The 12,340-nt window shown below is 56.5% G+C and carries 11 protein-coding genes; 1 reads left to right on the forward strand and 10 read right to left on the reverse strand.

Annotation, left to right across the window (positions count from 1 at the left end; genetic code table 11):
- Positions 1-799: 799 nt before the first annotated feature.
- Genes ACK5LI_RS05725 through ACK5LI_RS05745 form a run of 5 tightly spaced genes read right to left on the reverse strand, consistent with a single transcriptional unit; the run spans position 800 to position 6,881 of the window.
- The gene (locus ACK5LI_RS05725; protein WP_416947102.1) at positions 800-2,941 is read right to left on the reverse strand and encodes a hypothetical protein; all 2,142 of its coding nucleotides are present in this window, start codon (positions 2,939-2,941) and stop codon (positions 800-802) included.
- The gene (locus ACK5LI_RS05730; RefSeq protein ID WP_416947104.1) at positions 2,928-3,371 is read right to left on the reverse strand and encodes a hypothetical protein; all 444 of its coding nucleotides are present in this window, start codon (positions 3,369-3,371) and stop codon (positions 2,928-2,930) included. The genes ACK5LI_RS05725 and ACK5LI_RS05730 overlap by 14 nt, the downstream gene beginning before the upstream one ends.
- Before the next feature lie 8 nt (positions 3,372-3,379).
- On the reverse strand, positions 3,380-4,177 hold the full coding sequence (locus ACK5LI_RS05735; protein WP_416947106.1) for a hypothetical protein: 798 nt from the start codon (positions 4,175-4,177) through the stop codon (positions 3,380-3,382).
- A complete protein-coding gene (locus ACK5LI_RS05740) occupies positions 4,171-6,276 on the reverse strand; it encodes a hypothetical protein (RefSeq protein WP_416947108.1) in 2,106 nt (701 codons plus the stop codon). The genes ACK5LI_RS05735 and ACK5LI_RS05740 overlap by 7 nt, the downstream gene beginning before the upstream one ends.
- Complete coding sequence (locus tag ACK5LI_RS05745) at positions 6,273-6,881, reverse strand: hypothetical protein (protein WP_416947109.1); 609 nt, start codon at positions 6,879-6,881, stop codon at positions 6,273-6,275. Before ACK5LI_RS05745 ends, ACK5LI_RS05740 begins: the two co-directional genes overlap by 4 nt.
- 605 nt (positions 6,882-7,486) lie before the next feature.
- Between ACK5LI_RS05745 and ACK5LI_RS05750 the strand changes: the two genes are divergently transcribed.
- The gene (locus ACK5LI_RS05750) at positions 7,487-7,861 is read left to right on the forward strand and encodes a hypothetical protein (protein WP_416947111.1); all 375 of its coding nucleotides are present in this window, start codon (positions 7,487-7,489) and stop codon (positions 7,859-7,861) included.
- 54 nt (positions 7,862-7,915) lie between these two features.
- Here the strand turns inward: ACK5LI_RS05750 and ACK5LI_RS05755 are convergent, their stop codons facing one another.
- From ACK5LI_RS05755 to ACK5LI_RS05775, 5 genes are all read right to left on the reverse strand, one after another.
- Complete coding sequence (locus tag ACK5LI_RS05755; protein ID WP_416947113.1) at positions 7,916-8,314, reverse strand: hypothetical protein; 399 nt, start codon at positions 8,312-8,314, stop codon at positions 7,916-7,918.
- A gap of 99 nt (positions 8,315-8,413) precedes the next feature.
- A complete protein-coding gene (locus ACK5LI_RS05760) occupies positions 8,414-9,328 on the reverse strand; it encodes a major capsid protein (RefSeq protein ID WP_416947115.1) in 915 nt (304 codons plus the stop codon).
- Positions 9,329-9,337: 9 nt separating this feature from the next.
- Positions 9,338-10,147, reverse strand: coding sequence for a hypothetical protein (locus ACK5LI_RS05765; protein ID WP_416947117.1), 810 nt, complete (start codon positions 10,145-10,147; stop codon positions 9,338-9,340).
- A 51-nt stretch (positions 10,148-10,198) separates the two neighbouring features.
- Positions 10,199-10,654 carry a hypothetical protein gene (locus ACK5LI_RS05770; RefSeq protein ID WP_416947119.1) on the reverse strand — a complete coding sequence of 152 codons (456 nt, stop codon included), beginning with the start codon at positions 10,652-10,654 and terminating at the stop codon, positions 10,199-10,201.
- Positions 10,651-12,339, reverse strand: coding sequence for a portal protein (locus ACK5LI_RS05775; RefSeq protein WP_416947121.1), 1,689 nt, complete (start codon positions 12,337-12,339; stop codon positions 10,651-10,653). The genes ACK5LI_RS05770 and ACK5LI_RS05775 overlap by 4 nt, the downstream gene beginning before the upstream one ends.
- Between the last annotated feature and the right edge of the window lies 1 nt (position 12,340).

Raw genomic sequence — 12,340 nt, forward strand, 5'->3', positions numbered from 1 at the left:
GCTTTTTCTGGTGCCAGCCAGTTGAGTTTTACCCCATTGCCTGTCCGCAAGTCCGCAGGAGTGAGGACAGCATCATAACTCAATAACTACAGAACGATAGAAGCATAACAAAAAAATTGAGCAGCGACGTGCCACGCCGTTGCCTAACCTGCACAACGAACGACAGAAGTCATGCCTGATTACAAATGCGGAAAAGAAATACCCCGTCTGCCGGGAAGAGCGGCTGGGCAGACGGGGCGGGGAAGATATCCGGCCTGCCCGGGAAGGGAGGAGGCACGGAGCACTCCGGACTGGAAGGTGTGACGGAGAGTTTCAAGTCCGGAGACCATGATGGCAGAACACTGTGAAGGGGGTCGGCCACCATGTCGAAATTACTTTTACATTTTTGTCGCTTTCTGTAAACCCCTCACTCTTCAAAACATTGCTTTCTCGTATTCTTAATCATTTTGAGTTTACTGACGATTATTTTCCGCTCCGAGCACGAGGAAAAAGCCTCAGTGTCATATCTAAAACAAAGTATTATTTTTCAGTTAGTAAGGTAAAAATAAATCTAACGGAACGAAAGCTGCCGCGCTTCCAAGTGTTGTCAAATTGAACCAATCCACCTTTTACTTATTTTGTAAACTTAGATTCAACGCTCACCTGTAATACGTAACTCACACCACCCAAAGTACGGCAGGCTTTCGTCCCTTAAAGGTCATTACATATATAAACGGGCAGAAGCACAACTCCTGCCCGTCTTTTTACCTTCTCAGCAACACACTGAAATAAAAGACAAGACCAGTGTACCTGTTCATGTTTATCCAAAAAATGTCCCTTTAAGAAAATCACGACCAGCAGCATGCTTTTTAGATAACGCATACGCCGCTTTAGAATTTGAATTTGAGTTCAAGGCGCTTTGAATGCCGTAATTGTCAACCGGACGCGGAGCAACATACGGCTCTGACACGCCGATACGATAATCTACTGAATTAGTGAGTGGTTCAGCAAAGCTCGCATCTGTTTGTGCTGCGACTCGGAGCGCTCCGGTTGCGGAGGATGCTTCCCGCATATAAGACCGGCTCTCGCCGTTCAGCCCGCCTTTGGAGGCTTGCTGCTCTGAAAACGGGGAAACAACAGCCCCATAACTATTCCCGCGGATTATCTCTGTTCCGGCTCGGGCATCGGCAACTGATGTCAAAAACTCGCGCCCCATTCGCGCCGCCTGCGCATATGAAACGTCACTATCTTGCCGCATGTCTTCTTCCAGCATGTGCAGTTGCCTGCCCAGCCCTGTGGGGTGTTGATTTCTCCCCTGTTCCGCAGTCACGCCTGCTGCATCCATGGCCACCATAAGCCGCCTGCGTCCTGCCGGTTCATGCCCGTCTGCCAATGCCTGCCGTTCTGCCTGCAGCACAGCAAACTCTGTGTCTGCCAATTTATGGCGTAAGGCCCAGATATCTGTATCGGCGGTAAGAGCAAGCCGCGTATTGTAAAAAGTATCCCAATCAGTCTGCAGACTGCCGTGCTCTGCCACGGAATCAGCAGCCTGCGAGAGTACTTCCTTCATCTGTGCCGGACTGCCTGCCGCAACAGCACGGCGGGAGGCAGCATCCGGAGCAGCGTTAAAAGCAGCCCACGCAACTTCTGCCTGCACATCACGCTCGGCAGCCATTTGCCGCTTATGGTGTCCCCACATATCTGCAGCCATCTGACGTGCCAGATTGTGGATTTCAGTTTCGCTCCCTGCTGCACCGTCAACACTGACTCCAAACATATTTTCCGCTACGGAGTCCTTGCCGGAGGTAATTCCGGTTATCCTCCGACTGCCTGCATGCGAACCGGCATGTGCAGCAGGCAACGTTGAGTCTATAGCATCGCCCTGCTCCAGCATTTGCGTAGCAAGTTCACGAGCTTTGATGATGCGCTCTGCCTGAGCAAACTCTGCGGCAAGACTTTCCAGCAGCGGCTTAAAAGCCCCCTCATACTTACCTGTTCGCGCCTTGTCCGCAGAAGCTGCGTTACCCTGCTCGTTCCTTTCTGCCAGCTTTGTCCTCGAAGGCTGCTCTGGTTGTTTACCCTGCTTGCCTTCCGGCCACTCGTTGCCTGACATGACTTTCTTCACATCTCCAGAGGAGCGACCTTCTGCCATCAGCTTGGAGCTGTGCGCCAACCAGCTACGCGCACGTTCCAGCCCAATGGCATCGGCAGAAGCCACAGAGGCATGCGTGTCTGTCCCGAAAGCCAGAATCCTTGCGGCCTCGGTACAAAGGCGGGTAGTTTCCTGCTGCACAGCACTCTCGATTGCATCAGAACGTTGCCCAAGCAGCGCCCCGCCTGTGCGCACGGTCTGTGCCGCCTGCTCTGCCTTTTGGGCTAAAGCAGTGTTCAACAGTAAAACATCGTCCGTCTTCCTGCCATTGGCTGCCAGAGTACGCATATCTTCAGAAAGGCCTTTCAGGCGTTTTTGCACTGTATTCGCCACCTTCTGTTCATAGACATGGCGACGCGCAGCCTTTGCCCCCCTCAGATAGCCTTCTGCAGCCGGATACATTAACTCGTCATAGGCTGTATGCAATGAGGCCGGCAGCCTACCCCGGGCTTCCTCGACTACACGGCGCAGCGCACCGTTTTCTGGTACCGAGTCTTGCCCCAAAGCCCCCCGCAGCGCCTGCTCCGATTCAGTCACAGTTTCAAAAAGTTGTAAGGCATATCTGTCGGCATCCGCTCTTTCAGAACTTACAGCTCCATTTTTTGCAGACGCCTTCCCAATGATTCCAGCATTTTTCAGATCGACCATTTCCCCTGAAATTTGCTGTAAGGCCTCCGGCACTACAGTCATCCGTCCATAGGCTTTACGGCCTGATAATGATGTTCCAGCCCCTGCTGCCCCAATTGCAGTTTGTGCCCGAGGCTTTCCACCGGCCTGCGTCATGGAAATATCAACATTAAGACCCGGCATATGCCCCGACCTTGCCCAGCAGCGAGCCCACTTTCTTCACAGTCCCAAGGTAATCAAACTCTTGCGGCTGGTAACGCAGCGATTGCCCGTATGCCTGCGTACGATAATTCCATGCACGCTCTTTTCCCTGATACAATGCTTCCTGAGCCTGATCTTCAAACAACGCTTCATCATTCAGCAGCAAATCTAGGGCGCTGCCTTGGTCAACACGCACACCCTGCGCCGCCAGCAGAGCACGGGTACCGCCTTGATGCACCTGCCCCTTGCGCCTGATCTGATCAGCTTGACGCACCGCCTGCTCTTCTTCGTTACGTGCGCGCTCTTCCAGCACTCCCTGCTGATGCTTGTAATAACTGCCATCAGCCCCTTTGCCGCTAAACAACGTACTTCCCACCAAAGCAGCTCCCAACGCACCTTCCACAACACACATATGTCCCCCTAATTATGACGTGCAAAAACCAGCCATTTACCGTCAGGCAAAACTCCGACACCATCCGCCGGATACAACTCAAACCCCACCTTGCGTAGCCAGCGTTGTGAAACAACATTATTGCGATGCACTGCGTTCACCAGCAGCGGATACTGGCCGTGAAACGCTTCCAGCCAACCTCCGGCAAGGCGTAACAACCGGCGCGAACAGCCAGTCACATCCGGCGTTGCCACAAACCACGGCATGCCGGCCATACAAGCCTTTCCGCCGCAGCCATTCAGGCTCCCCGCAGGCAGATTGACTCCAGCCACACCGAATAACGCCACAGGCTTGCCGCACAATACAGCCTTTATTCCGGCTGAACCATGCCCGCAAGAAAATGCAGAGTACCGCAAGCCTCCGCGGGGGGACTCATCCTCAAAGTCCAAGGTATGGCTCGAACAATCCTGAGGCTTTTGCCGTTCCAATACAGAACCCTGACGCTGTCGGAATCTGCCCTGTATTTTAGTGCGCACTCCGGTACTGCTCGAGCTCTGCCCCGAAGTAGCACTATGTAATCTACCACCTTGCAACGAAGCCTTCTCCGGCAACAACACTGCCCATACATGATCGCTCTGCCGCACGCTTTCATACACTGCATCGGCTGCTTTCAGCCCTGTCATAGCTGTTGCCTCGTAACAGTCAGAAGGGCGCAACTGTGTTGCCACATGACGAATATGGTGTGGCCTTGCACGACGTATCACCAGCCCGCCATCCAGCAGCAGATTCCGGCGTTGGAGGCAATTTTTTGTGCTCGCCGTTACCATTCGCCAAACTCCAGCTGTGCAGTAATGGACAAAACGGTTAACGGGAGCGGGTCTTCCTGCCGCAGCACCACATGTGTCTGGCCGTTATGGCGACTTTCCACAGCGATATCCCGCTCACCGCTGAAAAGCGGTAACGCCTGTCCCGCCTTGTCAGATGCCATACGGAACAACACTTCAGACAGCGGCGTACCCTCCGTTCCTGCCTTCAGTCCCATTGATTCATGCAGCGCAACACGCACACGAGACACCCGCCGCGTCCTGCCCTGACTGGAACCATCGCCCGTCATGGTTTCAAATGCAGTGGGAACCAGTTCGCTTACGTAACCCAGTCCCGCATGAATCCGGCTGGCAGGAGTATCAAGCAGAATACACCCGTTCTGCACTATACGCGGAGGATGCACCCATCCGTCGCAGAGTATCTGCACAGTACGTCCTTCAAGATGGTCAAGCCCCCCCACCGTGGTCACCGGCTCACCTTCACGGCTGAGGCCGGAGTCCACAAAAAACGCTTCGGCGGCATCAGCCCCCCGCATGACAGCTTCAAGCCGCTCAATGCTGCGGATAGTTTCTTCGCCGTGAGTCCCGTCCGGCAGGGTGCATACGCGGGTTCTGCACACAGAAAGCCACACCTCGTCACCTGATGCGCCGGGAATACAGGTAACGGCTTCCACAACGCCGTCAGTCTCGTGCCTATGCCAGCCGACCACTTCATGCTCGCGCAGAAAGGTCATGGCCGCCAGAGTTCCGTCAGACAATGCGCACCACACAACAGAAGCAGGCGACTGCTGATAGCACCATGAAACGATCCGGTGCCCGCGCATGATGTGCTCTGCCAGAATGGTCATGTCTGCAGCATCATAGCCGTCAGATTCCAGCGAATACCGGAACTCTCTGACAGAGCGACCGTCGCGCTGCACAAACAGAATGCTTTGCCCGATGACCAGCGGCATCAGGTCGGCGGAGCCGTGCATGGTATCCCGCCGCAACTGCACATCCACAGGCGTAAGCGGCCTGTCACCGGAACCGGAAAGCTGCCATTCGCCCCCCGCCGTTCCCACCAGCAGGCGTCTGGCGGGCATCATCCAGCGGATGCGGTTTACCCTGTCTGCCGCAATGGTCACCGTTACGGCATCATCATCGCGCAACGGGCTGGATACGTTCATGCTTTCGTAGTTGGCAGACTGGCTGCACCAGATTGTCTGGGGTTTTTCGTCCGAACCGGCAAAGCACAGCCGCTGCTGGTAAAACTGCACGCACGCGGGCCACTGTCCCTCTTTTTCAAAAGGATTGCAGAATTTGGGCGGCCCCTGCCCGAAATCAGGGTCTGCCCCGCGGTCTTCAAAGACTTCGCCTGCGCCTGACTTGCCGATGTAGCCAAAGCTGTCGCTGCCGGACACACTTTTGTAGATGTTGTATGTCTCTGCACCATCCACAGGCTGCCAGCGCAGACGCACCAGATCCCGCACATTCAATGAGCTTGCGCCGGTAACAGTGACAACCTCTGAAGGAAGCCCTTCTTCACCTCCTTCTTTTGCCACGGCGGTAACTACATAGCGATATTGTCTTTCCGCCGTGCCGGTTGCACTGGCAGTAAGCCCTTGCGGTGCAGGAATGCCCGCGCCGAAGGTGAGTCCGGAAAGTCGCCAGTCTGCGTGCGCATAGCGGGCCAGTTTACGGGGAGCCGCCTGTCTGCATACCAGATACATGACATCAGCAGACTGGCAGTACTGGAGCGATTGTAATGCCTCTCCGCGCCACGGAGTTTCTACGGTCACGGGTTTCCCATTCTCGTCCAGCACCAGCCCGTCATCTTTCCAAATACGCATGGAACCTTCGCCAAGCTCCAGCACGTAGGCCTGTTCCTGACTGAACACAAAAGGGATAAGGCGGATACCGCCTGCACTAGCTCCGGACGCTTGCAGCCCCATGCCAAGGTGGCGCATGCCAGGCCTGCGCATGGCTGCCCCGTGCGGATACACAGTCATATTTCGCAGCGTCTTGCAGCCGGATGAATACCGCTGCTGATCGACCCGTGCAGAAAGCAGCGGAGACAGCTCCCCGCCATTAAAACTGTTGCGTGTCAGAGTGATACGACTCATGCCCACCTCGCCTGCAACCAGCCCTGATACTCCTGCGGATCGGCATGACCTTCTCCGGCATCAGCCACCTGAGCGGCTTCAAAAGCGCGGCCTGCCAGCTCGTGCAGACCTGAAAACAGTTTTGCGCTGCCTGTCGCTGCCACCACGATATCGGCAGCCAGCTTTCGTGCCAGAGCCTCTGCAAACAAGGCGGGAAAGCAAGTTGCCTCCGTCACACGCACAGTCATCACAACGCGGGCGGGCATGGCGTCTGTATACAAAACGCCGCCCTGAACAACCTCAAAAGTACGGGCAGCGCCTTCCGCCTCCGGAGTCAGGCCGGACGTTACACCGGTGCCAGCCTCAAGCACGCGCCGCACACGCAGGCAATCCTGCGGCAGCTTGTAGGCATAACGAAACCCGAAAGGAGGCGTAACAGCCAGTTGTGGCAGCACGGCATACCGTGTCGCAAAATTCCAATGATGGGCTTCCAGCAGTTCATCGCGCAGTTCGGGATAATACTGAGCACACAACCGTGCACTGCGCGATTCCTGACTCAAAGAAGCAATTTCTTCTGCCCCGATATACCGGAGTGCTTTATTGCAAATGCTTACGTCAGAGGCCATACAACTTCCTTTATTGCCCCGCCGCGGCAAAGGCATATGTATTTGTTCACATAGTTTCTGGAATAGAACCAAAGGATTAAGGCAGACAACTGTCCGCCATGAGCCGGGAAAAGATCAGGGAAAGATAAAGTGCGGACTGAGAAATCCCACGGCGCCAGCGTAAAGAAAGGGACACAGGTAGCGACAGAACGCATAGAATCCGTAGCGCATCCGGATAAGGGATTTTATCCTCCGCTGCACCGGAATTGCTGACGAATGCACAGCCTGACAGCGCGCGTTACAGAATGCTCCTGACAGCAACATAACCACCTCTACCGGCAGCTTCGTCGGGCATCTTCCCCGCATCCTTTGCGACCATACAAATCAAGTAGCAAAACCGCACACTGGGCCCGCAACAACGACAACTGCCATTGTTTATCCGGCAGTTGTTGCCGACTGCTTGCATTCGCCCCTTCGCTCTGTCTGAAGGTGCCATGCTTCCCACGGGCCGACTGTCTATGGGTAAGTCCTTTAGTCAAGCAACCTGAAGTAGTAACGCCAGTACGCAGTATATGTTGCCTGTCCCCCACCTCCCCTGCCCGCAATGCAGCAGGTGTTGAACTGATATGCTGACGGCTTGGAAAGGCAGAAACACTACAGTCAAGTTGCAAAAAGAAATCCTCACCGCCGCAGCCGTTACGTCTGGTACCGTCAACGAAAACCGCCTGCCCGCCCTCAAGCTGATTCAGCATATGCCTCACCTTCCGATGGCTCTTACACGCAACAGCCGTGACCATAACCGCTTTGCAGGCGGTCCGGGCGTGCCGGATGCCCCCCCTTGCTGTCCGGTGTCCCCCTTACCTTACAGCAAACATCCGGCAGCCCGCCTGCCCGCTCGGCCTATTCCGTTCAACCTACCGCTCATACGGCCCTGCCTGTCGGGGCTGACATCCCCTCTTAATTATCAGCCCGCAACGCTCTCCCCTGCAGGGCACAATTAAAGCGGTTCAAGCTTCAGCCTTACGGTTACCGCCCCCCAGCTTTCCCCCGGAAACCTAGCGCGGAATAAAGTCCATAAAGACGTCTACAGTACCGCTGGCTGCGGCATCATCCGTACCCAGCAGCGCACGCACATAGCGTCCGGCATCACTGGGCACAGGCAGTCTGGCAATGATGTCCCCTGCGGTTGCATTCAGGCCATCGGTATACTGACGGGTAAAGGCCACAGGCATTACGGAAAGGCTGTCTTCTGCGTCTCCATGCTCAAGATGCAGAGTAAAACTTTTACCTGCCGCAAGTGTCACAGGCGCAACGGCTTTCACCACCACCTCTGCCGCGCCGCACATAGAGCCTGCGCGCGACACGCCGCCATTACCCGTTACCTGCGTATTGGCAGGCATCTGCTGAGCCGAAGCAAGAAACTCACCGTTGATACGAAGCGTATGGTTGTACATGGCAAATCCCCCTCTGGATTAGGTACAAATTGGTTTGAAGCGAAGGCACCTGCCGTACTGAGTCATTCCGGCGGCAGGCTGCCTTCGCAGACAGGTCACTTACACGGCAAGAGCCGCTTCGGTGCCGTCGTCAAAGTTGTAGGAAGTTACAATCTCAATGCCGTTCCAATGCGTGATGCGTCTGTCCATATCGCGTCCGGCAGGGTCCACCTGCAATGCGCCGCCTTTGTAGCGCTGCAGCAGGTTCTTGGCCTTTTCATGCATGAACAGATAGGTGCTGCCGGGTGTGGCACGTACATCTGCCAGCAGGTCATCAATCATGTCCGCAGTGGGTACGTTGGCAGCGTTGGCGTTAACCACGGCAGCCACGCTGTGCTTGTTGGCAATCTGCACGCCAAGGTACGCTTTCAGCCGCATACCGTAGACAAGCACGCCCTGATACGCGCCGCTTGCGGCCTTATACAGCTCGCCGCCATTCACAGGCAGGGCATCCAGCACCGCGCCCTGACGGAAACAACGAGGACTGTACAAGCCGCAGGTTTCACCGGGCACAAAGCGTACCGCCACAATGCTGTAGCAATCATCGGTTGCCGCACCGGCGCTGGTCACACGCTTGTTGTCCACGGCCCATGCGCGGAAGTTGTCGTAAATGATGCGATGCTCGGCAGACATGCCGGAACGGCGGATCACCTTGGGCAGTTTGCGCGAGAAGTATTTTTCCTTCCCGCCGAACATATTTGCCATATCTTCGGGGCATTCAATTTCGCCGCCCAGAATGGCCAGATCGACCTTGCGCAACTCGCCGGTTACATCCACAGCAGGCAGCGGAGCATTCATCTGCACCCAGCCTGCCCCCTGCACGTCGTCTACGGACTCGTACATGTTCCACAAATCGTGGCTGGCTTCTTCAAAGGGAATAATCCCCAATACCGGTGCTTCTTCGGTAAGATCATCCACCTGACGCGGCTGCTTTTTGGCATACAGTCCGGCAAGTTCTTTCAGAGTTTTGCCCATTCCCCACTCCTAACGTGTTCTGAAAACTTCCTGGCGCAGGAAGTCTTCTGTGCTCATCGGGCCAACGCCGCCCCCGCCCGACAAAGATGCCCCCAGTGCATCCTCGCCCAGCATCTCCCCCACATGGGCCATCATTTCCACAAACACCGGATGGTTGCCCCATCCCGCTTCGATCATGGGCGCCAGCCTGCCCTGCATGCGTCCGTCCAGCGAAGTCAGCGCATGACGCGCACCAGCCAGCCGATCGTCATAGGCATTGCCGAACACCCCGTTACGCAAAGCATGTTCACAATCTGCACGGCACCCGATGCGATCCTGCATCAGTCTGGACACATAAAAGTCCGCCGCACGCTGTGCCTGCTCCGGCGAAAGGCCTGTCTCTGCGCAAAAGCCCTTGAAGTCCTGCAACAGTTCATCTTTCACAGGCAGCTGTTCCGGCAGGGTGATGGTGTATTCCTCCACCGTGCGCACCACCTGCTGGGGTGCCTGATTAACGGCTTCTGCGGCGTGTTGCCGCATACCTGCGTCATCACCGTTACCTGCCCTTTCAGCCTGCGCGGGTGCAGAGGCTGCTCCTGCTATGTGCTGTGTAGCCGCGCCGGTTTGCCCCGTATCGCCCGCAGCATTTTTGCGATGGACAGTGCCGCCATGCACAGTTGCAGCCGGCGCTGGTTCTACGCTCCGCACCGGCGTCTCGGTCACTATCCGTGCCTCAACCGTGCCCCTTTCGCCTGTCGCATGACCGCCCTGCAAGCCGGATACGCCGTTTGCGATTCCTTCGGGCTGGCCACGCCTTCCCGACGACCAGATATTTTTCATATTGCTTCCCCCGTAATCAGCTGTTGTTGCTGCATAGTTCGCGTACTGCCGCTAACCGGCAGCTGCATTCACGGTTTTTTCCGCATTGCGTTGCGTATTTTCTGTACGAGCCATGGCCCATAGCCTTGCGCCTTCCAGTTGCAGACGCACATGGCTTGCAGGGTCTGCCAGAGCTACATCCGCCATCCGGTCGCGCGCATAGTCAAACAGCGCTGCAAGAGACGGCAGCATGTCCGGCCTGCCTGAAATGCGTTCTGACGCGCATGCGGCATCCAGCCAATGGCGCACTACCCGCAAGCCGCTGCCGCATGGCATCCGCAGCACAGCCGCAAGATCATCCAGATAGGCAAGCATACGGGCTTCGCTACGGGCCGCCTGTTGCCGCGCAAGGGCAAACTCCGATGCCATAAGGTCAGTCAGCTGTCCGTCGGCCATGCCAAGCAAGCCATGTAACACCGTGTCATGCTCCCCGCCGGAAAAGTGTGCGTCTGAATATTCATTCATCATGGCTGTTCCACGCGCTTCGCCAGCTTTTCACCGGCTTTTCTGCCTGCCTCGCTCCCTGCTCCATTTCGCCCCTCTTTTCGGGCTTCCCGACCTGCTTCTTCCAGCAACGCCAGTTGCCTGCCCGCTATCTCCGCCTGAAGGCGTTCATCTCTGATGCGCTGTACATCTTCATCCGAGCGCACAATGCGGGCCGGAGCGCCCACAATGGATGCCAATTCATCCACTGCCTGCTCAAAATCAAACTTATCAAGCACCTGCGGCGCCATAGCCGCAAACCTTGCCACATCACCGGCAAGCTGACGTACCCCCTGCGCGGCAGAGAGCAACTGCGCCTGCGCAAGGGCAGAAACGTACTCCACTTTCAGTTGGCGCCCTGCCAGCACGTCAGGTGCTGCCGGCAACCTTCCGGCACGGGCCAGCAGCCCGAACGCACGACCGATAAGCGGATCAAGAATATCTGTCTGATGACGTTCCACCACGGGGCCCAGCAGAAGCAGCTTTTCCTGACTGCGCTCCATAATTTCCGCCGCTGTCACGTTCGAACGTGCCTCACCGGCAAAAAGCAGGAACATTTCGGTAAACAGCCCCTCGCGGATACTGCGCCGGACGTCTTCAATCTTATAGGTTACAGCCTGAATATCCGGCCTGATCTGATACAGCGGCGAAAGCGCATCCGGCTGGGCCGGATTAACGTAGTTCTGTGCACCCGGAATCAGGTTAAGCCGCTGCTTAAACCCCGTGGGCACCCGCATCGGCGGGTTGATAACCTTATGCACGGCCAACAGCTGACTACGTGCCATCTCCTGCAGCATCTTCACATCAGGCAACACGTCCATTACAGGCGAGCGCCCGTACGTCTGCCCGCCGCCAACGTCCCAACGGGCGCACAGGTGCGGAAACTCTGCATAGCCGGATTCATGAAGCAGTTGCTGCGCGCCTTGCGCCTCCCACACCAGCGACTCAAACGGCATGTTACGGCTGTCTGCCTTACGCGTGTCCCGGCTGGCCCGAGGACGCACCAGCTGCACAAGTTCCACTTTTCCATACGGTTCTTTGCTGACCAGCCTGCGCGTGGCTCGGGTAAGCCTGCTTTCACCGTACTTTTCGGCCAGCTGGCGAGCTGTCAGCCTGTAACGTCTGACAACGGTATCTACAGCTCCTGCCGCGTCACACGCCCATGCAAAGTCAATATGCGGCAAAACGCTGAAGCGCATCACGCGTACCGGATCAGACTCCATGTACAAATCTGCACTGCCGTAGGCTGCAAGCTCTGTAAAAAGCGCATGTGAACTCTGATAAAAGTTCGACCCGGCAAGTGCCCGATAGATTTCCGCTTCCACATCTCCCAGCCAGTAACGCACCTGCGGGAATTCCATCAGAGCTTTGTCGGCCAGCTTCAGCCTGAACCAAGGTCTTGCAGGAGGAGTAAGCCCACCTTGCAGTCCCGCAGCCAGTACCCGCAAAGCCCGTGTGGCCGTTGCATCAATGATGCGGCTGCCCGTTTTGCCACCCTGACTGCTTGCCGGATGGCTCCCGCCATCCTGCTGCCCCCCGATTCCGCCAGATGCACCGTCAAAGCCGAGCACATAGTCTGCAACCTCACGCCAACTGCTTTCCCAGCCCGTGCGCTCTGATTCAATAAACGCGGCAACTTCGCGCGCTTCTTCCAACGTGGTTGTGCCCATG

This window comes from Oleidesulfovibrio sp. (assembly GCF_047973035.1).
Lineage (GTDB): Bacteria > Desulfobacterota > Desulfovibrionia > Desulfovibrionales > Desulfovibrionaceae > Oleidesulfovibrio.

Bases quoted from the DNA above. Each gene is read 5' to 3' on its own strand.
- ACK5LI_RS05725 (WP_416947102.1), bottom strand. From the start codon at position 2,941: ATGCCGGGTCTTAATGTTGATATTTCCATGACGCAGGCCGGTGGAAAG.
- ACK5LI_RS05730 (WP_416947104.1), bottom strand. From the start codon at position 3,371: ATGTGTGTTGTGGAAGGTGCGTTGGGAGCTGCTTTGGTGGGAAGTACG.
- ACK5LI_RS05735 (WP_416947106.1), bottom strand. From the start codon at position 4,177: ATGGTAACGGCGAGCACAAAAAATTGCCTCCAACGCCGGAATCTGCTG.
- ACK5LI_RS05740 (WP_416947108.1), bottom strand. From the start codon at position 6,276: ATGAGTCGTATCACTCTGACACGCAACAGTTTTAATGGCGGGGAGCTG.
- ACK5LI_RS05745 (WP_416947109.1), bottom strand. From the start codon at position 6,881: ATGGCCTCTGACGTAAGCATTTGCAATAAAGCACTCCGGTATATCGGG.
- ACK5LI_RS05750 (WP_416947111.1), top strand. From the start codon at position 7,487: ATGCTGACGGCTTGGAAAGGCAGAAACACTACAGTCAAGTTGCAAAAA.
- ACK5LI_RS05755 (WP_416947113.1), bottom strand. From the start codon at position 8,314: ATGTACAACCATACGCTTCGTATCAACGGTGAGTTTCTTGCTTCGGCT.
- ACK5LI_RS05760 (WP_416947115.1), bottom strand. From the start codon at position 9,328: ATGGGCAAAACTCTGAAAGAACTTGCCGGACTGTATGCCAAAAAGCAG.
- ACK5LI_RS05765 (WP_416947117.1), bottom strand. From the start codon at position 10,147: ATGAAAAATATCTGGTCGTCGGGAAGGCGTGGCCAGCCCGAAGGAATC.
- ACK5LI_RS05770 (WP_416947119.1), bottom strand. From the start codon at position 10,654: ATGATGAATGAATATTCAGACGCACACTTTTCCGGCGGGGAGCATGAC.
- ACK5LI_RS05775 (WP_416947121.1), bottom strand. From the start codon at position 12,339: ATGGGCACAACCACGTTGGAAGAAGCGCGCGAAGTTGCCGCGTTTATT.